General features: G+C 69.1%; 21 protein-coding genes, 1 tRNA gene and 4 pseudogenes. 12 read left to right on the forward strand and 14 right to left on the reverse strand.

Translation table 11 applies throughout. The annotated features are described in order from the left end of the window. Nucleotides 1-64: 64 nt before the first annotated feature. The 3 genes from QFZ82_RS23180 (at nucleotide 65) to QFZ82_RS23190 (ending at nucleotide 2,575) form a co-directional block, all read left to right on the forward strand. Entirely contained in the window at nucleotides 65-391 is a 327-nt protein-coding gene (locus QFZ82_RS23180; RefSeq protein ID WP_307714982.1) for a GYD domain-containing protein, read from the forward strand. 491 nt (nucleotides 392-882) lie between these two features. Beyond that, entirely contained in the window at nucleotides 883-1,653 is a 771-nt protein-coding gene (locus QFZ82_RS23185; RefSeq protein ID WP_307714983.1) for a DUF2637 domain-containing protein, read from the forward strand. A 412-nt stretch (nucleotides 1,654-2,065) separates the two neighbouring features. Further along, complete coding sequence (locus QFZ82_RS23190) at nucleotides 2,066-2,575, forward strand: hypothetical protein (RefSeq protein WP_307714984.1); 510 nt, start codon at nucleotides 2,066-2,068, stop codon at nucleotides 2,573-2,575. Nucleotides 2,576-2,814: 239 nt separating this feature from the next. Here the strand turns inward: QFZ82_RS23190 and QFZ82_RS23195 are convergent, their stop codons facing one another. Next, complete coding sequence (locus QFZ82_RS23195) at nucleotides 2,815-3,783, reverse strand: YihY/virulence factor BrkB family protein (protein ID WP_307714985.1); 969 nt, start codon at nucleotides 3,781-3,783, stop codon at nucleotides 2,815-2,817. Between the two features lie 148 nt (nucleotides 3,784-3,931). After that, a pseudogene (locus QFZ82_RS23200) lies at nucleotides 3,932-4,331 on the reverse strand (hypothetical protein); the annotation flags it as partial. Between the two features lie 24 nt (nucleotides 4,332-4,355). Between QFZ82_RS23200 and QFZ82_RS23205 the strand changes: the two are divergent. Next, nucleotides 4,356-4,493, forward strand: a pseudogene (locus QFZ82_RS23205) (site-specific integrase); the annotation flags it as partial. 137 nt (nucleotides 4,494-4,630) lie between these two features. Here QFZ82_RS23205 and QFZ82_RS23210 read toward each other — a convergent pair. Together QFZ82_RS23210 and QFZ82_RS23215 are read right to left on the reverse strand one after the other, a co-directional pair. After that, nucleotides 4,631-4,831, reverse strand: a complete 201-nt coding sequence (locus QFZ82_RS23210) for a dehydrogenase (protein WP_307714986.1) — start codon at nucleotides 4,829-4,831, stop codon at nucleotides 4,631-4,633. A gap of 237 nt (nucleotides 4,832-5,068) precedes the next feature. Beyond that, nucleotides 5,069-5,488, reverse strand: a complete 420-nt coding sequence (locus tag QFZ82_RS23215) for an Imm10 family immunity protein (protein ID WP_307714988.1) — start codon at nucleotides 5,486-5,488, stop codon at nucleotides 5,069-5,071. 297 nt (nucleotides 5,489-5,785) lie between these two features. On the opposite strand from QFZ82_RS23215, the gene QFZ82_RS23220 reads away from it, so the two are divergent. Next, the gene (locus tag QFZ82_RS23220) at nucleotides 5,786-6,181 is read left to right on the forward strand and encodes a DUF6188 family protein (protein WP_307714989.1); all 396 of its coding nucleotides are present in this window, start codon (nucleotides 5,786-5,788) and stop codon (nucleotides 6,179-6,181) included. Nucleotides 6,182-6,460: 279 nt separating this feature from the next. On the opposite strand, the gene QFZ82_RS23225 is transcribed toward QFZ82_RS23220, so the two are convergent. The 4 genes and pseudogenes from QFZ82_RS23225 to QFZ82_RS23240 form a co-directional block, all read right to left on the reverse strand. Continuing rightward, entirely contained in the window at nucleotides 6,461-6,940 is a 480-nt protein-coding gene (locus tag QFZ82_RS23225) for a hypothetical protein (RefSeq protein ID WP_307714990.1), read from the reverse strand. A 10-nt stretch (nucleotides 6,941-6,950) separates the two neighbouring features. Beyond that, nucleotides 6,951-7,127, reverse strand: a pseudogene (locus tag QFZ82_RS23230) (NUDIX hydrolase); the annotation flags it as partial. After that, nucleotides 7,120-8,325, reverse strand: a complete 1,206-nt coding sequence (locus QFZ82_RS23235; protein WP_307714991.1) for a hypothetical protein — start codon at nucleotides 8,323-8,325, stop codon at nucleotides 7,120-7,122. The gene QFZ82_RS23235 and the pseudogene QFZ82_RS23230, both read right to left, overlap by 8 nt. Before the next feature lie 52 nt (nucleotides 8,326-8,377). After that, nucleotides 8,378-8,689, reverse strand: a complete 312-nt coding sequence (locus QFZ82_RS23240) for a hypothetical protein (RefSeq protein WP_307714992.1) — start codon at nucleotides 8,687-8,689, stop codon at nucleotides 8,378-8,380. A gap of 264 nt (nucleotides 8,690-8,953) precedes the next feature. On the opposite strand from QFZ82_RS23240, the gene QFZ82_RS23245 reads away from it, so the two are divergent. Beyond that, the gene (locus tag QFZ82_RS23245; protein ID WP_307714993.1) at nucleotides 8,954-9,568 is read left to right on the forward strand and encodes a hypothetical protein; all 615 of its coding nucleotides are present in this window, start codon (nucleotides 8,954-8,956) and stop codon (nucleotides 9,566-9,568) included. Between the two features lie 405 nt (nucleotides 9,569-9,973). On the opposite strand, the gene QFZ82_RS23250 is transcribed toward QFZ82_RS23245, so the two are convergent. Continuing rightward, nucleotides 9,974-11,425 (reverse strand): ATP-binding protein, encoded by a 1,452-nt coding sequence (locus QFZ82_RS23250; RefSeq protein WP_373429437.1) that lies wholly within the window; start codon nucleotides 11,423-11,425, stop codon nucleotides 9,974-9,976. 560 nt (nucleotides 11,426-11,985) lie between these two features. Between QFZ82_RS23250 and QFZ82_RS23255 the strand changes: the two genes are divergently transcribed. Next, a complete protein-coding gene (locus tag QFZ82_RS23255) occupies nucleotides 11,986-12,816 on the forward strand; it encodes a hypothetical protein (RefSeq protein WP_307714995.1) in 831 nt (276 codons plus the stop codon). Between the two features lie 434 nt (nucleotides 12,817-13,250). On the opposite strand, the gene QFZ82_RS23260 is transcribed toward QFZ82_RS23255, so the two are convergent. Further along, a tRNA-Arg gene (locus tag QFZ82_RS23260) sits at nucleotides 13,251-13,323 on the reverse strand. A gap of 188 nt (nucleotides 13,324-13,511) precedes the next feature. On the opposite strand from QFZ82_RS23260, the gene QFZ82_RS23265 reads away from it, so the two are divergent. Beyond that, entirely contained in the window at nucleotides 13,512-15,167 is a 1,656-nt protein-coding gene (locus QFZ82_RS23265) for a class I adenylate-forming enzyme family protein (RefSeq protein WP_307717811.1), read from the forward strand. A gap of 17 nt (nucleotides 15,168-15,184) precedes the next feature. Here the strand turns inward: QFZ82_RS23265 and QFZ82_RS23270 are convergent, their stop codons facing one another. Further along, complete coding sequence (locus QFZ82_RS23270) at nucleotides 15,185-16,471, reverse strand: M6 family metalloprotease domain-containing protein (protein WP_307714996.1); 1,287 nt, start codon at nucleotides 16,469-16,471, stop codon at nucleotides 15,185-15,187. Nucleotides 16,472-16,823: 352 nt separating this feature from the next. Between QFZ82_RS23270 and QFZ82_RS23275 the strand changes: the two genes are divergently transcribed. Then, the gene (locus tag QFZ82_RS23275; RefSeq protein ID WP_307717812.1) at nucleotides 16,824-17,441 is read left to right on the forward strand and encodes a TetR/AcrR family transcriptional regulator; all 618 of its coding nucleotides are present in this window, start codon (nucleotides 16,824-16,826) and stop codon (nucleotides 17,439-17,441) included. A gap of 199 nt (nucleotides 17,442-17,640) precedes the next feature. Then, on the forward strand, nucleotides 17,641-19,173 hold the full coding sequence (locus tag QFZ82_RS23280) for an MFS transporter (RefSeq protein WP_307714997.1): 1,533 nt from the start codon (nucleotides 17,641-17,643) through the stop codon (nucleotides 19,171-19,173). Between the two features lie 114 nt (nucleotides 19,174-19,287). Here the strand turns inward: QFZ82_RS23280 and QFZ82_RS23285 are convergent, their stop codons facing one another. Beyond that, nucleotides 19,288-19,803 carry a MarR family winged helix-turn-helix transcriptional regulator gene (locus tag QFZ82_RS23285; RefSeq protein WP_307714998.1) on the reverse strand — a complete coding sequence of 172 codons (516 nt, stop codon included), beginning with the start codon at nucleotides 19,801-19,803 and terminating at the stop codon, nucleotides 19,288-19,290. Between the two features lie 133 nt (nucleotides 19,804-19,936). Here QFZ82_RS23285 and QFZ82_RS23290 point away from each other — a divergent pair, with 133 nt between their 5' ends. After that, nucleotides 19,937-20,692 carry a dioxygenase gene (locus QFZ82_RS23290; protein WP_307717813.1) on the forward strand — a complete coding sequence of 252 codons (756 nt, stop codon included), beginning with the start codon at nucleotides 19,937-19,939 and terminating at the stop codon, nucleotides 20,690-20,692. Nucleotides 20,693-20,718: 26 nt separating this feature from the next. Here the strand turns inward: QFZ82_RS23290 and QFZ82_RS23295 are convergent, their stop codons facing one another. Then, a complete protein-coding gene (locus tag QFZ82_RS23295; RefSeq protein WP_307714999.1) occupies nucleotides 20,719-21,261 on the reverse strand; it encodes a GNAT family N-acetyltransferase in 543 nt (180 codons plus the stop codon). Between the two features lie 150 nt (nucleotides 21,262-21,411). Here QFZ82_RS23295 and QFZ82_RS23300 point away from each other — a divergent pair, with 150 nt between their 5' ends. Beyond that, entirely contained in the window at nucleotides 21,412-22,440 is a 1,029-nt protein-coding gene (locus QFZ82_RS23300) for an RNA polymerase sigma factor RpoD/SigA (RefSeq protein WP_307715000.1), read from the forward strand. 176 nt (nucleotides 22,441-22,616) lie between these two features. Here the strand turns inward: QFZ82_RS23300 and QFZ82_RS23305 are convergent. After that, a pseudogene (locus QFZ82_RS23305) lies at nucleotides 22,617-23,577 on the reverse strand (helix-turn-helix transcriptional regulator). Nucleotides 23,578-23,623 lie beyond the last annotated feature (46 nt).

Here is a 23,623-nt window from a genome sequence, read left to right on the forward strand (position 1 = left end):
ACACAGCGGTTAAATTCGGCGCTCCACGGCATTTTGTGGGGAATTACCCGACGAGAGGGAGCCGATGCCGCTCTATCTATCGAGGTTCAGCTACACGCCGGAGACGTGGGCCAGGCTCATCGGCAACCCGGAGGACCGCAGACAGGCCGCTCAGACGTACATCGAGTCGGTCGGCGGAAAGCTGCACGGATTCTGGTACGCCTTCGGCCGGCACGACGGCTGCACCCTGTGGGAGGCCCCCGACAACGTCTCCATGGCGGCGGTCGCGCTGGCGATCACGGGAGGCGGTGCGCTCAGCTCGTTGGAGACGACGGTTCTCCTGACGGTCGACGAAACGCTGGACGCCCTGCGCAGGGCCGAGGAAGTCCAGTACCGCGCGCCGGGCACCTAGTCGACCCGCCCTGACCAGGCCAAAAGCCCCGGACCACGACCGGTCCGGGGCTTGTGCCGGCGCCCCGGCAGGAAGGCAACCGCTCGACTCGTGACGCGCAGAGTGAGATGCAGATGGTATTAGCGTTTTCCCGCGCCAGGGTCACCCATTTGCCACGCATCTGGAGGAGAGGGAGCGGCGTTAGTCGGGATATGACGAAAGCAAGGTTCCACGGCTTGCCTCAGCGCGGCGCGAGGAAGGATAATCTGCCTGCGATCCGTGATGTGACAGCGGGAAAATACACTTACACGCCTGGTGTGGCACAGTCGGCGCTTGATGCGCGTGGCACCTTGCACGGGGACGGCGCGCGGGTCCAACTCCAGGTCACTGATTCACTGCTCCGCGAGTTCCTCGCACTGCTGGAGGCGGCTCAGGCGGAACTCAACCAGCGGTGGAACGGTCAGGGGAACTCTGGCTGCCACGCGGAACGCGCGTGACGGGGGCGGATTTTCATGAATCGCGACTATGCGGACCCCTCCTTTGTGCGGCATGAATGGTATTCCGACCCGTACACCTATGGGTCGGGTACCGGCTGGCTCGGCAGTCATGTCGATGGCCTGCCCTCAGGGACTGCCTTGGTGCCCCCGGACTCGGGCTGGGACCCCGTTGAGGAACTTGCCTATCTCTTGCAGGAGGCAGTTCCGGCAGAGCAGGCGGCCACGGTGCCGCCGCCTCGCGGCGATGCGCCATCCGGCGTCGGCTTCATCGGCCCGATGGAGAACCTGACAAAGATCACCGCTCAGTTGCCGCGCATCCGACGTTCTCCTGCCGGGCACCGGAAGATCCGAGTCCGAAAGCCCCGACTCAAGTGGTTGCAGACCGGCAGCTTCGTCATCGTCGCATTCGTTGCCGTCATCGTGGCGATGGTGAGCGTATTCGGCGGCATTGTGGCCTACGGGCCTCTGCAGAACGTCATGTCCGATGCGAGGAGCTGGATGATTCCGTGGTGGCCTCTTCTCGTGTACGGACCCTGGATGGTGGCCTCGCTCTCCATCCTGCGAACTGCCTTGCATCGGCGCCGGGCTTTGCACTCGTGGTTCATCGTTCTGCTGTTTTCCTCGGTCGCGGTGATGCTGTGCGTAGCTCAGGCCGAAAGGACCTTCACGGGCATCGCCGCAGCCGTCCTGCCACCCGTCGCGTCCCTGGCTTGCTTCCAGCAACTCGTCCGACAAATCACCTTGACTCTGCCACCGCGACAGAGCACGCCCCGCCATCGCCAGTAGCGTCACTTCTGAAGTAGGCGTGTGTGCCCTCTGTGCGCTGCGAGTGCGAGCGCGCTATGAAACGGCCCCTGATCTGCCGAAAGGTGGATCTGGGGCCGTCGTCGTTCCTGGACCGCGCGTGGCGTTCCGCCGGATCCGGCCGGACCGCACCGCGACGTATGTCCGAGCGCTCAGCCGTCGCTCCTCGGCGGTCGATGCGTCACTGATCTGCACGAATAGGGGGCCATGAGGTCTGAAGAGGTCTTCTGGGCTGTTGACCTTCGGTTCTCGCAGGGGGAGACCTCAACCGCCGGCGATACGGACAGTAGTCGCGGTTGCGCGCTGAGTCAGCATGGGTTCTTTGGATCTCAAGCGCTCCATCCGGAGCGGCTCGTCTCATCTCGCATCAGAGCGCATTGAGGAGAAGCACGAGATGATATCTGCCAAGATCCGCGGCTCCATCATGGCCGTCACCGCGGCGGTCGCCGCCGCCACCATGTTCGCGGCCCCCACCGTCTCGGCCGAGACGAAGCACGCCCCGTCCGCCGTGGCAGTCACGGACAAGGACGAGGACAAGGACAAGGACAAGGGCGACGAAAAGAAGAACTGCAGGCTGCTTCTCACACAGCTGAACGGCCGGCTGGAGCTGGGGCTCGATTCGTTCGACGGCACGACTCCGGACTTCGACACCGCACGCACCGCTCTGTCGCAGGCCGACCGCAGGCTGACGGCACTGGAGGACGGCAAGTGCGTGTGCGTGGCGCAGATCGACTGGCTGAGGGAGCGGCTGGACGCCGCGATCGGCTTCCTCAACACCACCCCGGAGAGGGTGCCCGAGGCGCGGGAGGCCCTGGTTCACCTGCTCCTGGTGATCGAGGTGCTCCAGGCCGGGACGACGTGCGACGACGGAAAGTGCGGCGGCGACGACATGTCCGTCGAGTGAGCACGCTGTGAGCTGTCGGACACCCCCTCAGAAGATCATGTCCGAGGGGGTGTCCGACACTCCGACGCACGTCAGAAGCTGTGCCACCGGCAGGATTCGAACCTGCCGGCATCCAGCATTTCGCCCCGAGCGCGGTGGTCCTCCGTCATCGGATGGAGCTCCGACCCGATCGCCGGGACCAACGCACAGGGCGAGTCGAACACATCAGTCGGCTGCGTTGACCCGCTACGTGCTCGGCATCACGGGCCGTGGGCTGGAGGCACCGTACGGGGCGGTGCTGCTGGTGCGCTGCCGTTGGACATCGCGCCCTGTGGTGCGTCGCCGACCGCGGGGCTGCCCCCGGGGCCGGAGCTCTCATCCCCAGCGGCTTCGCTGGATTGCGCCGCTGTCGCCGTCCAAGCGGCGCAGTACAGCAGCAGCCTGGCCATGAGGTTGATCCACAGGACGACGGCGACTGGCACAGCGAAGGCGCCGTACATGCTCTTCGCCGCGACACCCTGCAAGTAGCCGGTCAGCAGAAGCTTGAGCAGTTCGAAGCCGACGGCACCGATCAGGGCAGCGACCACGACCGCACGTCGGCCAGGATGGACCCGCGGCAGCCGGGTGAGCAGGTAGATCAGCAGCAGGAAGTCGACGAGCAGGGCGATGGCAAGGCCGGCCACGAACAGCAGCGCCCGTCCTGCCCCGCCCTCGATCCCGACCTTGTCGGCGGCCCAGCCGACCGCAGCGTTCGCGAACACCGAACTGCCGATCGCGACCAGCCCGACCGCGCCGAGCCCGACCAGGACACTGGCGTCCTTGAGCTTGAGCAGGAACGGATTTCCCGGGTCCTGCTCCTCCTCCCATACCGCGCGCAGGCACCCGCGCAGGGAGCCGACCCAGTTGATGCCGATCACGAGCAGCAGCGCGCCCGCGATGAGCCCGACGGTTCCGGCGTGAGCGACGAGGCTGTCCAGGTCCAGCAGGTCGGAAAGGCCCGGCGCCTGGTCGGCGATCTTGTCCTGGAGTTTCCCGAGCTGGTCGTCGCTCAGCAGCTTGGCGCCGATCGCCGCCCCGACGGTTATCAGGGGGAAAAGCGCGAGGAAACTGGTGAAGGTGATGGCGGCGGCGAGCTGGGCCCAGTGGACCGTGGCCAGCCGCTCGTACGATCGCCACGCGTGCGTGCGCATCAGCCGTGCGATCACCGGAAGCCTTGTCAGCCATTCCATGATGAACACCCGCTCTCAGCGTATCCGTGGCGGGAAGAGGCATCCACCCCTCGCACCGATCGAAGGTCCCGCAGGTCCGCTCGGCCGGGCGCTGCTGTGGTCACCGAACCGCGTGCCTGAGCCGCAGCGCAGGAATCGCTGCGATCTTGTCGATGCCGGCGATCCGCGTGACGTGCCGGTTGCGCTGGTGTCCGGCGTTGAGAAGGCCACGCATTTCCTTGTTCTTCTCCGCCATCTTCCGGCTGCCGAAGATGGTGTCTGCCTTGTCCACCAGCAGGGTGGGCGGTGCGTCGGTGATCGAGCGGAAGACCGCCGCCGGCGTGGTGTTGATGGTGAGCATCGGCTCGTGGACCGTCTCGGGGTGAGCACGTCCAGGAGGCGTGACGTGCCGCACCGCTTGGCAGGTCCGACCACTGCCAGGCGCGGGGCGTGCTGCCACGCGGGCTGCAGATGCCTCGCCGCCGCCCACAGCGTGACCGCGTCCAGCGCCTATTTGGCGCGCAGTTCGTCCAGCAGCCCGAGCCGTACGTCGGCTCTGGGTCCGGCACCGCTTCTTCGGCGGGCTGATCCTCGTGATGGTCCGGACTCCGGAGCACACCGGTCTCTTCCTCGACCACATTTCGGAGGATCGGCTGTATGCGCTCTTCCGCTTGGTCGCGTTCCGCGGCCTGCGGCGCGGTGAGGCGTGTGGTCGGAGGTGGACCGACACCCCTGGGTCTGGCGACCCGTCCGCTCACGCACCTCTCGCGCAAACGGCCACGTGGCTGCGGGGCACCGCGAGCATGGGCGCCGCACGTGGCTGCCGGTTGTCACTGCTGTCCGTCGTCGTTGATGTCAACGTTGGATGTCAGCGGAACAGCTCCGGCACCGGGCAGACCTCCAATGGCTCGTCCGGCCGGTCAGCCCAGCCCCACCAAACATGCCGACCGGCGCACTTCCACAGCGACCGACAGGCCCGTAGGCCATCGCCCTCCCGCACGGAGAGAACGAAGCCGCCGACCTTCATGGGCTGGCTGCACTCGGGACAGGCAGGCGCTTCGTCGGTCATGCGGCGCACCCTAACCGAGCGACCGCTTCCTCCCGAAGCAACTTGGGCCGGTGCCTGTACTCGGGATGCTGTGCTTGTCACCTGCGCTGATGGTCCGCTGACGTCCGCGCTCGTTCGCTGCTGTGCGTCGGCGTTGTCACGCATTCAGACACTCATCCATCGCTGCCGCTCCTCACCCGACGCTTGAGGTCCTCACCGACAGCACCGGCGAGATGCTGACCACGTGGGCTGGAGAAATCAGACTCCGATCACGATCGGGAGCGCGTCGGGTCGGCCGTAGGTGAGGATGCGTGTGAGTGCCTCTGTCATGCGAGCTATGTCCTCGACTGGAGCATGCAGGACTGCCTCAACTACCGGATCGTCCAAGTACAGGTCTTCCAGGTAAGCGGGGTCGAATGTGACCCGCAGGACATTCCCTTCCAGCTCCACCGTGCGCAGGCATCCGTACGCGGTGTTCTGGTCGGGAGTGACAACGCAGTACGAGTCACAGCCGTTGCGGATGTCCTGTTCGTCTGGTTCCTCGAAGCCACCTTGGAACTCGAGCGCGAAGCTCTCCTCGTCTTCTGACTCGGCGACTACGGCAGTCGGGACGTAGATGTCCGGCGGCCGCTTCTCCTGCCACCCATAGGCGATGTTCGCAATGAATCTGTAGGTCACACCCGTGTTCTACCAGGGCCTGCTGCGGCTGATGACGTGAGCGGTGGAGTCTCATGGTCGAGTCAAGCGCGGCCGGTCTGCTCTGGGGCACGAGTTCGGAAGACGCCGTATGCGGATGTCTGCTGAGCTGGGAGTTCGTTGACCTGCGGGGGAGTCACTTGGTGTCCGCGATTCCCCGTGGTTCCCCGCTCGTCTCCTGCTGATCGGGCACGCAGGGGGCACGCCGTTGGGGGAACGTGGCTGCGCCTACGATGTCGAGCCGTCAGGTTGTCGGCTTGCCGTGGATGTGGGGGCGGCGTGAAGGTTCCAGTGGCCTTGATCGGCTCTCGGGCGGAGCGCACGTCATTTGATCAGCAGGTGCGGTTGAGCCTGTGTGCCCTTGATCCGGATGAGGGGTACCGGCTGGATGCTGAGCTGGTAGTGGAGACGCCGTTCCTGTTCCGGGACGCTGCTGGCGAGTGGCACGAGCTGGACCCCGGCACAGGTGTGAGCCTCGCACCTGTGCTGGCGCTCTACGGCCAGTCGGTCACTTCGGTCGACGTGCGTGACCGTGGGACGTTGGTCGTCGACTTCCACGATGGCGCAGGACTCTGGGTCGGCCCGGACCCGCAGTTTGAGTCCTGGCATCTGACCGGACACGGAATCGACCCAATCATGGTCGGCCCTGGTGGCGAGGACGAGTGGGTGCGCTGACCGACGCCAGCATGGATGGGGCGGGTGACCTTCGTCACGAGGTCGGTGCGAATCGGGCAGTCTGTGGACCTGCCCGCTCAAGCCCGATGTGGGCCCCGATCTTCGAGGCTCGCCCCATGGTGGCTGCCTAAAGCCGTGGAACCGACCGCCTCAGCCACAGCGGGCCCCTCCACCGACAACCTTTCGCCGTTTCGGCGTGCGGCCCGAGTCGCCGGGCCGCGCGACGCCGCGCTGTGCGCGGCGGATGCGCCTTGATGGAGTAGGGAAACTCTTACCGCGCTACTGCCCCGAGGCAGCAAGGGCGTCCCGGTTGCTGCCGAAGCACGCTGTCAAGTCGGTCAACGCGCACTCGATCCGCGCATTGCTGATCGGGGCGAAGTCCGTTACCTCTGGGGCTGTGGCGACGTAGTTCGAGGGCTCGATGCCCCAACCTTCGATCGAGCTCCAACCGGCCTGGACCTCGGCGGTCCGTCCGTCTACGGACGATACGCGTAGCCAGGCGGTGCACTGATCCGAGAAGTCGTAGGGCAGGTATGCGGTGCCTCCTGTCCCCTTGAGTGCATCGACCTGGGTGCTCCATTGCTCCAGCAGACGCGCCAAGTTCGCCCCAAGACTGCGGGCAGCAGTCGGGGACTCGTCGATCGCGAGGTAGTACGAATCGCAGGAATGGCGGTACGAGCCGATACGCAACCGGAGATCCCTGTGGTCGCCCCGCACCGCGAGGCGCTCGAACTGAAGAGCAACGTCCGCTGTCACCATGATGGGCCTTTTAGCGTGAGTGTGCGGCCAGATGCCGGCCGTCGTGGCTGCGGACGTGAGGGCCTTGACCGTCCAGTGCATCGAGCAGGCGCACCGCGTAGACCTCGGCCATCCGCTCCCGGACCTCCTCCGGCGTGAGCCATCCAACTGCCGTTGACTCGGCATACGTTCGCTCAACGCTACCGGCGGCCGGTGAGGAGCGCGCCGAGGCGGTCGCCGATTACGGAGACACCAGGGCGGGGCTCGTTCGCGTAGTACCAGGGCTTGCGTCGGCGTAGCAGCGCCTCACCGTGCTCGCTCCAGGTGAATCCGGGCTTCCGCAGCAGCTTCCGGAACACCGCGTCGGCTGTCTCCGGGTGCGCGTCGGCCAGTCGGCGGATCGGCAGTGGCGCAATCGACCCCTCGCGCAGGTACGTGCGCAACAGGTCCTGATGCTGCCCACGGCTCGCGCGCACCGGGTCCGCGAAGAGGTCTCGCAACATCCCGTAGTCCGCGTAGAAGTTGAGCCCGTCGACCTGGTCATAGATGACGCCGATGGTGTGCGAATCCGCGAGTTCTCGCGGCAGCTCGAAGAACGGCAGGTCCAGGTCGGACAGCCGCCTGCCCCGGGCACGGGCGGGCTGTCCGGCGACGGCTGCCTCTTGGCGGTGGCGGTAGTAGGCGTTGAGGAGGTCCTCGGCTTCGGCAGGCGGAAGGACCAGTTCATCGCCGCCGCAGAACTCGACGAACGCGGCCCGGTCCTCCCGCATCCGCTGCCATCCCTGCTCGAGCTTCTCGGGGTTGCGGAAGACCAGTTCGGGTTGGCTGGTGGCCAGGTGGAGAGCGGCCTGGGCGATCTCGGTGGCACTGGACTTGGGGTAGCTCGTCATCGCCCCGGATACCAGCCACGCCCCGCCGGCCGAGTGAACGGGTACCAGGCAGGTGTGGAGGAATCCTCCTTTGGACATGCCACGGAACGCCGCCCGCCCAACATTCGAGTACGTGCGGTACTCCAGGTCGTCGACCAGGTTCAGCAGGACGACGGCGTCCTTTTCCTTGCGCTGGATCTCGAAGATTCCCTCGACGGGGTCGCTCCAGCCGAGCAGCATCTCCCGGTCGACCGCGGTCAAGTCCTTCCGTCCGGCGACGAACCAGTCCACCACGGTCGAACCGTCCGGCAGGCGGTACCGCAGGATGAAGTGGTCGATGACCCGGATCGCCTCGCCCTCGTCCAACTGCCGCTCAGGCCCTGCGGCCTCAAGCAGGAGGGGCGTCAGCCACCGGTCAAAGCGGGTGCTCTGCCCGAAGGCGACCAGCTGCCCTTTCAACTCGGCACTGCGCTCAATGAGTTCGGTCAGCGACGGTTCGCCAGCGCCCTGCTGCGTGCCATGTACGGCGTCAGCCACGGTCAGCCCTCCCAGACAAGCCGGTTCCGCGTGGGGTGTGAGGTGCCCGACCTCAACCGGCCCAGTGACGGTACGCCTCGATCCACTCCGCACCCTCGGGCGCCGGGCTGGGCAACGGCAGCTCCAGCATTCCGATCGATTGCCGCATGCCGCCGCGAGAGCACAGGGCGACGATCCGTCCGTCCGGTGTGAGGTCGATACCGTCCACGGTTACCTCGACGCCGAGAACCGCGGTGGTGAAGGGCAGGCAGAGGTATTCCTCAAGCATGGTGAACAGACCGGTCAGCTGCTCGTCCTCGTTGTAGGCATCGACAGTCGCCTCTTCGATCATGGCCTCAAGCTCGGCCGTGTCCAACACACCCATGGGGCAACACTAGCGACCCTCGGGCTGACACCGGGCGGCCTTGACAGTGCTGGTATCCCAACTCCGGGACGACGAGGGCGAATGGTGGCCTGCGGCACCGGCCGACACCAACCTCGTCGCGGCACTCACCACGGTCTGGGCGTAACGCTTCAGTCACCGACCTGTGTGACCGCCACCGTGAGTCGCCAAGTGAACCATCCGGACCAGGGAGCCGGGAGGCGCAAGTTCACGTCGGTCATGAACTGACCGAGGCAGAAAGTGGCCTTGACCGGAGACTCGATGTGGATCACGCCGTTCGCGTCGTGCGCCTTCCGTCCTCGTTCCGCCGGAGCTGCTCTGCTCGCGGCCGTTCTGACCGCCTGCACAGGCGCTTCCGGCAACGGCACCACCGGCTCGGAGACTTCTCCTTCCGCGGACGGACAGCTGTACGTCGCCACGCACGAGGGCGACATCGCCGTGGCGGACGACGGCTCCTCCCAGCGGGTCAGCGACACCGCCGACTACATGGGCTTCACCATCGCCGGCCCCAAGACGTTCCTCGGCAGCGGTCACCCCGCCGAAGGCAGCGGCGACCACGCCAACCGCGGCCTGATCAAGAGCACCGACGCAGGCAAGACCTGGAAGACCCTCTCCCTCGACGGCGAAGTCGACTTCCATGCCCTGGACTACCCCACAACACCATCTACGGCTACGACAGCACCGGTGGCCTCCTGCGCGTCAGCAAGGACGGCAAGACCTGGGACAAGCGCGCCGAACTCGCCGCCCTCGACATCGCTGTCAGCCCCAATGACCCGGACATCGTGCTGGCCACCACTCAAAACGGCATCGCTAAGAGCACAAACGGCGGCAAGAGCTTCAGCCGCGGCGCCGGGCCGGTGATGGCCTGCCTCTCGTGGACCAAGCCGGACGCGCTGTACGGCATCGACCCCACCGGTGCACTGCACCGCAGCACCGACGGCGGCGCCACACCTGGAAGAAGACCGCCACCGTCCCCGGCGGTCAGCCCCAAGCCTTGACCGCCGTCGACGCCAACCGAGTCCTCATCGCAACCCAGGACGGCGTCTACGAATCCCGCGACGGCGGCAAGACCTTCACCCAACGCTTGCCGGTCCCCCCACACCACCGACTGATCATCGGCCCGACGAGGAACAGCTCCCAGGGAGTTGAGCCAGTGGCCCTTTTCGCAGGTCAGTAGAGTGGGAATGAGCGTGAACTGAGGCTCTCCGGGACGCCGGTAATGGTGGAGGTCATGTTCCCGGTACAGGGGCGGTGACTGCGACCGGGTCAGTCGCCGTGGTAGACGCGAACTGGATCGATCAGCTGGATGGCGGGGTCGTTCTCGGCGAGGTGGCGCAGTTCGTCGGTGAAGCCGGTGCCGCTGTAGCACTGCAGCCGGGTGACGTCGGTGGCGGTGCCGCGCGCGGTGAGGAGAGCACGGATGTGCTGGAGACGTTCGAGGTGGCCCTTTCCCATGACGTCGTTCCATTTGGCTTCGCCGATGGCGAGTAGTGTTTCGCGGCCGCTGTCGGTCTCGCCATGGACCGCGATGTCGACTTCGTGGCTGGTCTTCGCGGCAGGATCGTTGACGGTGCCGCTGGCGACTCTTGTGACCTGCCCACCGTGGGTTGCGGGGGACGCGTGCCAGCGGGCCCATTCGCGGCAGACCTGTTCGAAGTGCGGGCCGACAACCTTGCTGCGGAAGGTGGACTGGGCGCGGCGCCAGACGGCGGGGGCGCGTCCGGGGCGTTCCAGATCGCCCCAGGCGGGGCGCATGACCGCGTGGTAGAAGGCGATGAGAGGTTCGGCGATGCGGTAGGCGGAGCGGTTGCGGCGGAAGGCGTCGGCCTCGTGGGTGATCATGCCGACGTCCTGGAGGACGCTGAGCGGGTGGGCGAGGTCGGTGGACTTGCGGCCGAGGTAGTCGGCGATGCCGCCGCGTGCGGCGTTTCCGGCGGCGATGGCGGCCAGGACGGAGTGGTAGAGCGCGGTGTCGTGGAGTTCGGGTTCCTCTGCGAGCAGGTAGCGGGCCTCGCGGAAGAGCGGACGGGCGGGATTGAGGACGGCGCGGGTGACCCAGGCGTCGAAGTCGTGGGGCCCGGCGGGGGCGTCGCCCTGGGTGAACTCGCGGCGGTAGGCGGGGGTGCCGCCGACGATGGCGTGGGTGAGCAGTGCGGTGCGCGGGTCGGTGATCTCCCAGAACTCGGCGGCGAGGCGGAAGTCCAGGGTGGGGACGACGAGTTCCAGGCCGGCGCGGCCGCGCAGCGGGGCGTTGCCGGCGAGGAGTCCGCCCATGAAGGACAGGGCGGAGCCGCACAGGAGGAGCCGTACGGGGGTGTTGGTGTGCTGGGCGGCGGGGTCGAGGGCGCGCTGGATGATCGAGGGGAGGGCGGGGGAGGCCTTGGCGAGGAAGGGGAACTCGTCGATGACCGCGATGGTGGGGCCGCCCCTGTCGGCGATGCGCATGAGCTCGGTGACGGCCTCGTCCCAGTGAGTGAAGCGGAACGGGGTGGGCTGGTCGCGGTGGCGGGCGAGGGCTTCGCCGAACTGGCGCAGGGCGTCGGTTTCGGTGGTCTCGGTGGCGGTGAACATGAAGCCGCCGCTTGCCCGCGTGACGGCGTCCAGGAGGAAGGTCTTGCCCTGGCGGCGGCGGCCGGAGACCACGCCGAGGGTGGCGCGCGGGCCGGGCAGGGCGGCGAAGCGGGTCAGCTCGGCCCACTCGAAGTCGCGGTCGAACATCTCGGCAGGTTTGTCCACGGCACACCTCTGCATGGATAGGTGTGCTTATTATATCTGGACTTATTCAAGAGTCTTTCATTCGTGCGTCCGTGCCCGGCGTTGGCCCCGGACGGTGGCGAGGGCAGGGATCGGGGCGGGGTGGGCGGGGCTGGTGGGCGGTGGTCACCGCGATCGCGGATCACCGTGGAGGCCGCCTTGCACCTTTGAAGTGCCAAACCGCCAGCGTTCGAACCGGCATCGCTGTCTCGCTGGTCGCGAACGTCGCCAGCCGTTCCCTGCAGTCAGCTCACGGCGGTCAGGTGATGCGCCCCGGCCGCCAGCCGCCCACCCCGCAGAAAGGGATCCGCCGCAGCCGCCGAACCCGGACGCGGCGTCGAAGGCCCGTTCCTGCTCCGCCCGGGCACGTTGCCGCGTATCGCGCTGCTTCTTCTTCGCACGCCGTCGTTCCTGGTTGCGTTTGCCCACTGCGGTACCTCGTGCTCGCAGAGGTGTTGCCGTCTCCGCACCGAGCGTAGTGGCCAGGGCCGCCCGCTCGCCCACTCTCCCGGGGGTGCGCTTGAATGACCGCATGGCTGTGGTCATGGAACGAGGGGACGGTGTATGCGTTCGCCGACGACACCGAGGTCACCGAGGGGCGGACCCTGCTCGCCGACGGTGCGGTGATCGAGGCGGAGAGCGAGCCCCGCGGCATCGGCGGCCTGGTGCGGGACGGCTCGGGCGCCGCTCGCGGTGTATGGGTGCAGGTCGTAGGTCGGGAACTGACGGCGGAATGCGACGGCCCGTGCGCCCTGGCGTCAGGACGCTTGTGCCGGCATGCCGTGGCACTCGCCCTGCACGCCGTCGAACGGCGCCTGCCCTGGCACGCCGCACCCGTCGACGACACCCCCTGTGCCCCCGGCGAAGCCCTGGACGCACTCACCGCCGTGGAGAAGGCCGCGGTGCTGGACCGGCTGCTGGATGCTCGGCCCGAACTGCGCGCAGAAGCAGACCAGTTGGCCGTCCACTTGCTCGCCCCGCGTGCCCGCGTCGAACTGACCGCCCTTCAGGAGGGGACGGCGGCCGAGGTCGAGCAGGCCCTGCGCACCCTGGACAGCGACCATCTGAGCACCGGCTATCGCCCGGGCTTCGGGTACACCGGCGTATACGAGGCCGCGAGCCGTCTGATCGAGCCGATCATCGAGCAGTACGAGGCCGATGTCCGTCGCCGTCTGGCGCTGGGCATGCCTGACGCGGCCGAGGCCGTGGCCCTCGGCGTACTCGACGGCCTGGACGCCTGCGAAGGCGACTACGACGGCGACGAGGTGCTGTGCTACGCCGGGGAGGGTCTCGCCGAGGCCTACGGGTTCAAGATCCGTGAACTGATGCGCACCGCAGGCCGAGCCGTGGAGTAGACCCGGCCTATCCCTTCCCGTGTCTCACTGCACAGCCGAGGGCTTGGCGCGGTGGCGCATTGTTCCGGGACGCTTCCGGCCGACAAGCGACAGCGGAACGAGGAACCCGGTGAGATTCCGGCACGGTACCGCCACTGTGCAGGGGGGCGACTCTCCGCCATGGCCGCGGCCCCGTTCGGGACGGGATCGGGGAAGCGTTGATGCCGAGTCAGGGCACCCACGCCGTCGCACCTCGACGAACCGGGGCAGATTTCCCCGAGAACGGGCCGCGCCCCGGGCGGTCAAGACGTGGGTGGCCATCAGATCACTAAAGAATGTCCGAAGTGCGAATAATGTGCATTCCAATGTTCCCAGGGCGTTCCCATTGCACACCTGAAGGCCTTCCAGGGAGGTCCCCTGGAAGGCCTTCAGCGTGCTGACCTGCACTTTTGCTGTGCCCCCGGCAGGATTCGAACCTGCGACACCCGCTTTAGGAGAGCGGTGCTCTATCCCCTGAGCTACGAAGGCGGGGATCTGCGTGAGATCCGGCGCCTAGCCTAGCGGATAAGCTCTCCGGCCCGGTGGGTTTCCCCTTTCCCCAGCTCACGCCCGTGCCGTCGGCCCAGCTCGGCCTTGACGGGGTACAGGGCGCGGCATAGCGTCGCCGGCGTACTGAGCGAGCGCTTGGAGAGGGGCGAGCCGTGTCGCAGGCCGAGATGTCCGACGCCGTGCGCGACGGGCTCACCGCGCCCGGTGCGCCCTTCGCCGTCGTGCGGGGCGAGGACGGTGCGCTGCAGTACGCGGCCGGGCCGCGCACGCTGCGGGAGTTCGTCGAGGCCACGTGGGCCTACGGGGAGCGGCCGTTCCTGATCGCCGAGAGCCGGACGTACACGTACGGGGAGTTCTTCGCCGCCGCCTGCGCCCTCGCGCGCCGCTTCACCGACGTCTACGGGCTACGCCCCGGCGACCGGGCCGCCATCGCCATGCGCAACCACCCCGAGTGGCAGATCGCCTTCTGGGCCGCGCAGTTGGCCGGGCTCGTCGCCGTGCCGCTCAACGCCTGGTGGACCGAGGAGGAGCTCGCGTACGCGCTCGTCGACTGCACCCCCGCCGTGCTCCTCGTCGACGGCGAGCGGCTGCCCCGCGTGGAGGCGTGGCGGCGGGCGAACGGCGCCCCGACCGTCGTCTTCCACCACGACGGCGCGACCGCCGAAGGCGTCGAGCGGTACGAGGACTTCGACGCGCCCGACCCGCTCGCCGGGCCGCCGGCCGTGGACGTGGCGGCGGAGAGCGACGCCACCATCATCTACACGTCGGGGACCACCGGCCGTTCCAAGGGCGCCGTCGCCACGCATCTCGCGCAGGCCGGGGCCACTGTGCATCCGCGCTACCACGCCACGGCCGCCGCGCTCGGGCGCGGACTGGTGCCGGGGCAGGGGGCGGCCCCCGTCACCCTGATGACCTTCCCCTTCTTCCATGTCGCGGCGTTCACGACGCTCTACGCGATGATGGGCGTCGGCGGCGCTCTCGTCCTGATGCGCAAGTGGGACGCAGACAAGGCGCTCGCGCTCGTCGAGCGGCACCGCGTCACCCACTACTCCGGTGTGCCGACCACCGCGCTGCAACTCCTGGACGCGGCCGAGCAGGCCGGCTCCGGCCTGGAGACGCTCACCAATCTGAGCACCGGCGGGGCCGCTGCCCCGCCGGACCTGGTGGCGCGGCTGACCGCCGCGTACGGGCGGCGGATCGAGCCGCGCAACGGGTACGGGCTCACGGAGACCAGCGGGGGAGTACTGGCGAACTTCGGCGACGCCTACCGCGCGCACCCCGGCAGCGTCGGCCGCCCCGCGCCCGCCGTCGAGGTCCGCATCGCCGGGCCGGGCGGCGAGTCGCTGCCCGAGGGCGAGGTCGGCGAACTGTGGCTGCGGGGCCAGTGTGTCGTGCGGGGTTACTGGCGCGACGAGCCGGCGACCGCGGAGGCGTTCCGCGACGGCTGGTTCAGGACCGGAGACCTCGCGACCGTCCGCGACGGGCGCGTCAGTGTCGTCGACCGGATCAAGGACATGGTGATCCGCGGCGGCGAGAACGTGTACTGCGTCGAAGTCGAGGGCGTCCTGCACGACCATCCCGATGTCGCCGACGCTGCCGTTCTCGGGGTGCCGCATCCGGTGCTCGGGGAGGAGGTCGCGGCCGTCGTGCAGCTGCGGCCCGGTGCCACGGCCGACGCGGAGGAGCTGCGGGCGCACGTCGGCGAGGTGCTCGCCGCGTTCAAGGTGCCCGCGCATCTGGTGCTGCGCGACGAGCCGTTGCCGCGCAATCCGACGGGCAAGATCCTCAAGCGGGAGCTGAGGGCCGGGTTCGGCGCCACCTGAAGCACACGGAGGCCGGCTCAGGAGCGGGTGATCCGCACCCGGTACACGTCGTCCTTCTCCTTGCCCACCACCGAGATGCGCACCCCGTTCTCGGCGTCCCTGAAGGTCTGGCCCGGCCGGTAGGGCGCGTCGGACAGTTCCGCGTGGACGTTGGGGCTGCGGGTGCAGCCGCCGCTGCCGGACTGGCTGTCCACCACCGTCACCGGGCCCTGGCCCGTGTCCACGCTCGACCTGACCCGGTAGATCAGCACGCCCGGCTCGCACACGGCGTCGTCGTTGCCCGCCCGGGTCCGTACTTCCACCACGTAACCGCTGTCCTCGCCCAGCGGCACGACCGCCAGCTTGGAGCCGCCGGCGTTGGCCAGCGGCGTGAGCGCGTACTCCGTCGTGCCCCGCGCGGAGGCGCAGCGGACCTGGTCGTTGTCGAGCCAGCCCAGCTTCCACTTGTGCCAGCCCAGCAGGTCGTTGTTGGCGCCCCAGTCCTCGGACATGATGTCCCAGTGGCCGGCGGCGCCGCCGCCTCCCGCGGTGTAGAGGTCGGGCAGGCCGAAGACGTGGCCGTTCTCGTGCGGCAGGACCCGGTACCCGGTCCGGGCGTACGATCCCGAGCCGTCGTCCTGGCGGCTGTAGACGAAGGACGTGTTGGCCAGCGGCACCCCGTCCGCGTACGGAGCCTCGTCGTTGCCGGAGAAGGTCACGGACAGCACGGTGTCGATTGCGGACGGGCCGGCGTTGGGCGTGACAAGCACGTTGACCAGGTCGTACCGGCTGAAGTCGACTTTCGCGTCGGCGACCTTCACGAGGTCCTCGACGAGTTTGCGGTAGCCCGGCTCGTACGGTGACCCGCGGTCTATCCCGTACGCCGCGAACGGCAGCGGCATTCGCAGCCAGTCGCTCACCGGGGCGTGGGGGCGGTAGCTGAGCCGGCCGTACGAGCTGGTCCTGAACCACTCGGAGGTCTGGGGGAAGAACTCCGCCAGACGGTCGAGCGCCGACCCCTCGCCCACCGCGTCCGAGAAGTCGATCATGAGGTTGAGGGCGCTGACCTCGCCGGTGGAGCGGGTGTAGCCCGGTGGGGTAGGTATGCCCTCCGACATCTGCACGCCGGACACCGAGGGGATGCGGCAGGGCCCGAGCCCGGGAGCGTCCGGAGCGGCCACCGGTCCCGCCGACGCCTTGGAGGGCGCGGGAATCGTCGAACTCGCCGTGGCCAGCGCCGCGAGAGTGAGGGCGGCGAACGCGGCGAGCCCCCCGAGCCGGCGGTGGCTGCTCCGGGTGCGTATCCGGGGGCGGGGCTGCTGCATGCGTTCGCCTTCGGGTCCGCGGCAGCAGGCCGGACCCTGGCTGCGCTCTGTCCGTCAGCCTGTGTCGGCCTCCGGCCGACCGCGCGCCGGGTGGTCCGATCGTGGGTATTTCCGGGCGGCAGGTTCCATCCCGGAAAGAAGTGACTCAGGTCACATCCCGGTAGGGAAATAACCGGGGAACCTCTCCCCGTTTGCACCGGTGTCCCCGCGAAACGGGGAAGGGCTCCCCGCTTCGGCGAGGCCCGTCGAGGCTCATCGAGACCCGGCGAGGTCCGTCGAGCAAAAGGAGCCGGATCCACAGAGACCGGAAGGAAGGGGAGCCGTGAGCCCCGCCGCCACCGAAGTGCGCCGCATGTCGCGCCCGCGGGCCGACGCCCTGCGGAACCGTGAGCGGATCGTCTCGGCAGCGCGCGAGATGTTCGTCGAGTACGGGCCCGAGGTCCCGCTCGACGAGATCGCCCGTCGCGCCGGCGTCGGCAACGCCACGCTCTACCGTCACTTCCCGGACCGCGCGGTCCTCGTCCGCGAGGTCGTCCTCTTTGTGATGTCCCGCACCACCGAGCGGGCGACGACGGCGACGGCCGAGGAGGCCGACCCGTTCGCCGCCCTGCGCCGGTTCGTCCACGAGGCGGCCGACGAGCGCATCGGCGCGCTGTGCCCGATGCTCTCCGGAGCCTTCGACTCGGACCACCCGGATCTGCATGCCGGACGCGAGCTCCTGGAGGAGGCCGTGCGCGGCCTCGTCGAGCGGGCCCAGACGGCGGGCAGGATGCGCGGTGACGTCGCGGTCGGGGACCTGATGGTCGCCCTCTCCCAGCTCACCCGGCCCCTGCCGGGCACCGCGTGCCTGAACATGGACCGGTTCGTCCACCGCCATCTGCAGCTGTTCCTGGACGGCCTCGAAGCGCCCGCGCGCTCCGAGCTGCCGGGCGCCGCCGCCACCCTCGAAGACCTGCGGAGCAGCTCCTGACGCCGTAGCGCCGATGTCGGCATCGCCCTCGCCTCGCGGTCACCGCCGCCTGTCGACCCGTGGTGCCGGGCCGGGCCCGACCCGGCCGATGACTTCACCCCGCCTTCGGGGTCTCAACGCCGAGACCCCTTTGCCCGCGGGCCTTTTGACGCCATGACGCACCTCGCGTGACCTCTCGTACTCCTTAGGTGGCCAACCCATGCCGAAAACACCCGGAACACCTGACACATCCCTGCCGGATCCGAGCCGCTGGAAGGCTCTGGTCTTCATCGCCCTCGCCCAGCTGATGGTGGTCCTCGACGCGACGATCGTGAACATCGCGCTCCCCACCGCCCAGCAGGACCTGGGTATTTCCGACGCCAACCGGCAGTGGGTCATCACGGCCTACGCCCTCGCCTTCGGCGGTCTGCTGCTCTTCGGCGGCCGCATCGCCGACCTGTGGGGCCGCAAGCGGACCTTCGTCGTCGGCCTGCTCGGCTTCGCCGCCGCCTCCGCCCTCGGCGGCGCGGCGACCGGCGAGGCGATGATGCTCGGCGCCCGCGCCCTGCAGGGCGTGTTCGGCGCGCTGCTCGCGCCCGCCGCGCTCTCGCTGCTCGCGGTGATGTTCACCGACGCCAAGGAGCGCGCCAAGGCGTTCGGCATCTACGGTGCGATCGCCGGTGGCGGTGGCGCGGTCGGCCTCATCCTCGGCGGCTTCCTCACCGAGTACCTCGACTGGCGCTGGACGTTCTTCGTCAACATCCCGTTCGCGATCATCGCGGCCGTCGGCGCGTACCTCGTCATCCGCGAGCCGGAAGGCGCGCGCAACCGCTCGTCGCTGGACATCCCCGGCGTCGTCCTGTCGACCCTCGGTCTGGTCGCGCTGGTCTACGGCTTCACCCGCGCCGAGTCCGCCGGCTGGTCCGACGGGCTGACCGTGGCCATGTTCGTCGCCTCCGCGGTGCTGCTCGCCGCCTTCGTCGTCACGGAGGCGAAGGTCAGCTCCCCGCTGCTGCCGCTGCGCGTCCTGACCGAGCGCAACCGGGGCGGTGTCTACCTCTCGCTGGGCCTCGCGATCATCGCGATGTTCGGGCTGTTCCTCTTCCTGACGTTCTACCTGCAGGTCGTGAAGGGGTACTCCCCGGTCAGGACCGGCTTCGCCTTCCTGCCGATGATCGCGGGCATGATCACGGGCTCGACCCAGATCGGCGCCCGGCTGATGACCCGTGTGCCGCCGCGGCTGCTGATGGCCCCCGGCTTCGTCGTGGCCGCCATCGGCATGCTGATGCTGACGCAGCTGGAGATCGACAGCTCGTACGCGGGCCTGATCCTGCCGGCGCAGTTGCTGCTGGGCCTCGGTATGGGTACGGCGTTCATGCCGGCCATGTCCCTGTCCACGCACGGCGTGAATCCGGCCGACGCCGGTGTCGCCTCCGCGATGGTCAACACCTCGCAGCAGGTCGGCGGAGCGATCGGTACGGCGCTGCTGAACACGATCGCCGCGTCCGCCACGACCTCGTACATCACCGCGCACGCGGCCGGTGCGGCCGACCCGAAGCTCCTGGAGCTCCAGGGCATGGTGCACGGCTTCTCGTCCGCGATCTGGTGGGCGGTCGGCATCCTGGCGGTCTCGGCCACGATCGCCGCGACCTTCATCAACTCCGGGCGTCCGGGCGCCGGTTCGCCCACCGCGAGTTCGGGCGAGGGTGACGGAGTCGAGGACGAGGTCAGGATTCCCGTCGTCGCCCACTGAGGCGGATACGAGAGGCCGCGCGGCAGGGGCCCGGCCCGGGTGATCGACCCGGGCCGGGCCCCTGTCCGTGTGCGAGCGCGCGCGTTCCGGGCCGAGCTCGGGCGCCGGGTCCGCTCAGCGCAGCCAGGGCAGGTCCGCGCCCGTGTCCTGCGGCTGGAGTCCCTCGGCCATCACCTGCATGATCTCGCCCAGCTGCCGCACTTGTTCCGGCGTGAGCCGGTCGAACATCGCCTGGCGCACTGCCTCCACGTGCCCGGGCGCCGCCCGCTCGAGGACCTCGAAACCCTCGTCCGTGAGCACGGCGTTCTGGCCGCGCCGGTCGGAGGGGCAGTCCTCGCGGCGCACCCAGCCGTTCTTCTCCAGCCGGGCGATGGCGTGGGAGAGCCGGGAGCGGGTGATCTTCGCGTCGATCGCCAGCTCGGTCATCCTGCGGCGGCGGCGCGGTGCCTGGGAGAGCTGGACGAGCAGGCCGTAGTAGACGTGCGGCATGCCGGCGTCCCGCTGCAACTGGCGGTCGAGATGGTCCTCGAAGAGAGTGGTGGCATGCAGGTAGGAACGCCAGACGCGTTGTTCCGCCTCGGTCAGCCAGCGCGGCTCGGACTCGCTGTCGCCCATGGATGCCCTGTTCATGTATCCCACTGTACCGACCCGGTTCTTGAAAGTTGAACTAAATGGACCGCAGGAGTAGTGTCGTGAGACGAACTTGAAAGTTCAATGAGATCGGGAGTCAGCCGCCATGAACGCCAGCCCCGCCGCCGGGCGCATGCCCGCCCTCTACCTGTCCCACGGCGCGCCGCCCCTCGCCGACGACCCCGTCTGGCCCGGCGAGCTCGCGGCCTGGTCCGCCGGCCTGCCGCGCCCCAGGGCGATCCTCGTGGTCTCCGCGCATTGGGAGGAGGCTCCGCTCGCGCTCGGCGCGACCGTGACCGTCCCTCTCGTCTACGACTTCTGGGGCTTCCCCGAGCACTACTACCAGGTGCGCTACGAGGCTCCCGGGGCACCCGAACTCGCAGAGTCCGTACGTAAGTTGCTCCGCCGCGCCGGTACGCCGGTGCAGGACGTCCCCGACCGCGGCCTCGACCACGGCGCGTACGTCCCGCTCGTCGAGATGTTCCCCGGCGCGGACATCCCCGTGCTCCAGATCTCCATGCCGACGCTCGACCCCGGCAGGCTCCTGGAGATCGGGCGGCGGCTCGCCCCGCTCCGCGACGAGGGCGTACTGATCATCGGCAGCGGCTTCTTCACCCACAACCTGGCCGCGCTGCGGCACGCCGGGACGCCCGGCTGGTCGACGGAGTTCGACGACTGGGGCCGGCGGGCGCTGGCCGCCGCCGACGTGGACGCCCTGCTGGACTTCGAGAACAAGGCCCCCGCCGGCCGCATCGCCCACCCGCGCACCGAGCACTTCGCCCCGCTGTTCGTCACGCTGGGCGCGGCGCAGGACGAACTGGGGACCGGCCGGAGCGTGATCGACGGCTTCTGGATGGGGCTGGCCAAGCGCTCCGTGCAGTTCGGCTGAGGTGGCCGACACGGGGCCGTCGCCCTTCAGTTCAGGGGCTTCTCGAACCAGGCCACGTCCCAGTACCGGCCGAACTTGCGGCCCACCTGCTCGTACGTCCCGACGTGCCGGAAGCCGAAGCGGGCGTGGAGCCTGATGGAGGGCTCGTTCGTCCCCCTGCCTCCGGCGGAGGTGCCCCCGGCGATGCCCGCGTACGCCCGGTGCACGTCCTCGCCCTCGAGCGCCGCGAAGAGCTCCTTGTAGAGGAGTGTGCCGATGCCTCGGCCGGCGGCCTCGGGCGCGAGGTAGACGCTGACCTCGACCGAGGTCGAGTAGGCCGGCTTGGGGCGGAAGGGGCTGCTGGTGGCGTAGCCGAGGACGCCTCGGGCCGCGTCCTGCGCAACCAGGAGGCGGTGCGGGCCGTCTTCAGGGTGGGAGTGCAGCCACGGACGACGTTGTCCGGGGGTGAATTCGGTGGTGTCGAACGTGATGGCGGTCTCACGGACGTAGTGGTTGTAGATGTCGGTGAGCGCGACCAGATCGGCCTCAGTACCCGCCCTGACCTGCACGTCCCTGCGCTCCGGCGGCATCCGTCCTCCCCCTTCGTGGCGGCACAGGGTACTGCATGATCGCGGAAATCGATGCACCTGATGGGAATTCTGTCCGGATTCCAGTCGTTGTTTCCTTCGGATGCAGGGCACCCGTGAGGGTGTCGTGACCTACTCAGCAAGGGAGCTCGCATGGCAACCCGTGCCGTCGCCCGTCGCCAGTCCGACGCTGGGGACACCTCTCAGGTCTCCGGCTCCGGGGGTGGGACCGACAGGGCGAGCAGCGTTCGCGCCGTGGGCGGGGAGATCGCCGACCGCGACCTGGTCGGCATGTACCTCGACGAGATCGCGCGCACGCCACTGCTCGACGCCGCCAAGGAGGTCGAGCTGTCCCAGACCATCGAGGCGGGTGTCTACGCCCGCCAGATCCTCGACGGAGAGGTGGAGAGCAAGGCCGGCGGAGCCACGCGTGAGGAGCTGGAGGCGCTTGCCGCGGCCGGCGAGCGGGCGAAGGACGTCTTCATCCGGTCAAACCTGCGCCTCGTCGTGGCCGTCGCCCGGCGCTACCCGCGCAGCGGACTGCCCCTGCTCGACCTGATCCAGGAGGGGAACGCGGGCCTGGTCCGCGCGGTCGAGAAGTTCGACTACGCGAAGGGCTTCAAGTTCTCCACGTACGCGACCTGGTGGATCCGCCAGGCGATCACCCGTTCCATAGCCGACCAGTCCCGCACCATCCGGCTCCCCGTCCACCTGGTGGAGGAGCTCGGCCGCATCCGCCGTGTCCAGCGCGAGTTCAACAGGGAGAACGGCAGGGAGCCGGAGGCCGCCGAGATCGCGGAGGAGCTGGGCTCGACGCCGGAGCGCGTCACCGACGTCCTGGACTGGGCCCGTGACCCGGTCAGCCTGAACATGTCCGTGGACGACGCCGGGGAGACCCAGTTCGGCGATCTGCTGGAGGACACGTCGGCGGTGTCGCCGGAGCAGTCGGTGCTCACGCTGCTGCGCAGCGAGGAGCTCGACGACCTCATCGGCAGGCTCGACCACCGCACCGCCTCGATCATCCGTATGCGGTACGGCATCGAGGACGGCAGGGAGCGCACACTGACGGAGGTCGGCAAGGAGCACGGCCTGACGCGTGAGCGGATCCGTCAGATCGAGAAGCACGCGCTGCTGGAGCTGAAGCGCATGGCCCGCGACACGGGCTTCGACGCGGCGGCGTAGTCACCGACCGCCGGGTGCGGAAGAGGCATGTGGCGGACGATCCTGGCATCCACCAGGACCGTCCGCCGCCGCACGTCCGGGGCGGTCCGCTCCGCCCCTGAGCGTCCGCGTCGGGCCGTCCGCTCCCCAGGTACCGGGCCCGGACGGGCTGTCCGTTCCGCCCCTGGACGCCCGCGTCAGGCCGTGGACCTCGTCAGGCGGGTCGCCAGGTCCGTCACGTAATCCCGCAGCGGCTGCGGTCCGTGCACCGTGAACTCGCAGTCCACCAGCGCCAGTCGCAGCGCCAGCCACTCCACCGAGTCCGCCGCCCGGGTCCGCAGCCGGCACGTGTCCTCGCCCGTCGGGACGGGCGCGCCCAGGTGCTCGGGCAGCCGGGCCGCGACGAACGACGCCGGGGCGCGGAAGCTCACGTCGACGTCGTGCTCCTGCTGCTGCCGCGACATCGTGTGGCTCAGCAGCTCGGCCGCGTCCCCCACGGGAGCCTCCCGCGGAGTGAACCGCGACCCCGTGGCGAACGGCTCCGTCACCCGGTCCACGCGGAACGTGCGCCAGTCCTCGCGCTGGAGGTCGTATGCGACGAGGTACCACCGGCGCCCCGTCGACACGAGCCGGTACGGCTCGACCTGCCGGCGCGTCTCGGCGCCGTCACCCGCGCGGTAGGCGAAGCGCAGCCGCTCGCGCCCGGTGACGGCGCCCGCGATGACCGTCAGCGTCTGTGGATCGATCGTGGCGCCGTCGCCCCTGGTCAGGGGGAGCGTCGCCGCCTGGAGGGTGGTCACGCGGTGCCGCAGCCGGGACGGGAGCACCTGCTCCAGTTTGGCCAGGGCCCGCACCGAGGCCTCCTCGATGCCCTCGATGGCATGGCCCGCACCCGCCCGCAGGCCGACCGCGATGGCCACCGCCTCCTCGTCGTCCAGCAGGAGGGGCGGCATCGCGGCACCCGCGACCAGGCGGGTACCCACCGACCGCGCCCTTGGCCGCCTCCACCGGATAACCGAGGTCCCGCAGCCGGTCGATGTCGCGGCGGATCGTGCGCGGGCTGACGCCGAGGCGGTCCGCGAGCTCGCTGCCGGGCCATTCGCGCGGGGTCTGGAGAAGCGAGAGCAGATTGAGGAGTCGTGCCGGAGTGTCCGTCATGCTTTCCAGGATGGCGCTCATCTAGGACGTGATCTGACCTATATGC

This window comes from Streptomyces sp. V4I23 (assembly GCF_030817975.1).
Classification (GTDB): Bacteria; Actinomycetota; Actinomycetes; order Streptomycetales; family Streptomycetaceae; genus Streptomyces.

Excerpts from the sequence above, each read along its gene's own strand:
- QFZ82_RS23210 (WP_307714986.1), bottom strand. The coding sequence starts at position 4,831 with ATGACCGACGAAGCGCCTGCCTGTCCCGAGTGCAGCCAGCCCATGAAG.
- QFZ82_RS23225 (WP_307714990.1), bottom strand. The coding sequence starts at position 6,940 with ATGGTGACAGCGGACGTTGCTCTTCAGTTCGAGCGCCTCGCGGTGCGG.
- QFZ82_RS23270 (WP_307714996.1), bottom strand. The coding sequence starts at position 16,471 with ATGCAGCAGCCCCGCCCCCGGATACGCACCCGGAGCAGCCACCGCCGG.
- QFZ82_RS23180 (WP_307714982.1), top strand. The coding sequence starts at position 65 with ATGCCGCTCTATCTATCGAGGTTCAGCTACACGCCGGAGACGTGGGCC.
- QFZ82_RS23250 (WP_373429437.1), bottom strand. The coding sequence starts at position 11,425 with ATGTTCGACCGCGACTTCGAGTGGGCCGAGCTGACCCGCTTCGCCGCC.
- QFZ82_RS23295 (WP_307714999.1), bottom strand. The coding sequence starts at position 21,261 with ATGCCGCCGGAGCGCAGGGACGTGCAGGTCAGGGCGGGTACTGAGGCC.
- QFZ82_RS23275 (WP_307717812.1), top strand. The coding sequence starts at position 16,824 with ATGTCGCGCCCGCGGGCCGACGCCCTGCGGAACCGTGAGCGGATCGTC.
- QFZ82_RS23280 (WP_307714997.1), top strand. The coding sequence starts at position 17,641 with ATGCCGAAAACACCCGGAACACCTGACACATCCCTGCCGGATCCGAGC.
- QFZ82_RS23190 (WP_307714984.1), top strand. The coding sequence starts at position 2,066 with ATGATATCTGCCAAGATCCGCGGCTCCATCATGGCCGTCACCGCGGCG.
- QFZ82_RS23240 (WP_307714992.1), bottom strand. The coding sequence starts at position 8,689 with ATGGGTGTGTTGGACACGGCCGAGCTTGAGGCCATGATCGAAGAGGCG.
- QFZ82_RS23285 (WP_307714998.1), bottom strand. The coding sequence starts at position 19,803 with ATGAACAGGGCATCCATGGGCGACAGCGAGTCCGAGCCGCGCTGGCTG.
- QFZ82_RS23300 (WP_307715000.1), top strand. The coding sequence starts at position 21,412 with ATGGCAACCCGTGCCGTCGCCCGTCGCCAGTCCGACGCTGGGGACACC.
- QFZ82_RS23290 (WP_307717813.1), top strand. The coding sequence starts at position 19,937 with ATGCCCGCCCTCTACCTGTCCCACGGCGCGCCGCCCCTCGCCGACGAC.
- QFZ82_RS23255 (WP_307714995.1), top strand. The coding sequence starts at position 11,986 with ATGACCGCATGGCTGTGGTCATGGAACGAGGGGACGGTGTATGCGTTC.
- QFZ82_RS23185 (WP_307714983.1), top strand. The coding sequence starts at position 883 with ATGAATCGCGACTATGCGGACCCCTCCTTTGTGCGGCATGAATGGTAT.
- QFZ82_RS23195 (WP_307714985.1), bottom strand. The coding sequence starts at position 3,783 with ATGGAATGGCTGACAAGGCTTCCGGTGATCGCACGGCTGATGCGCACG.
- QFZ82_RS23265 (WP_307717811.1), top strand. The coding sequence starts at position 13,512 with ATGTCCGACGCCGTGCGCGACGGGCTCACCGCGCCCGGTGCGCCCTTC.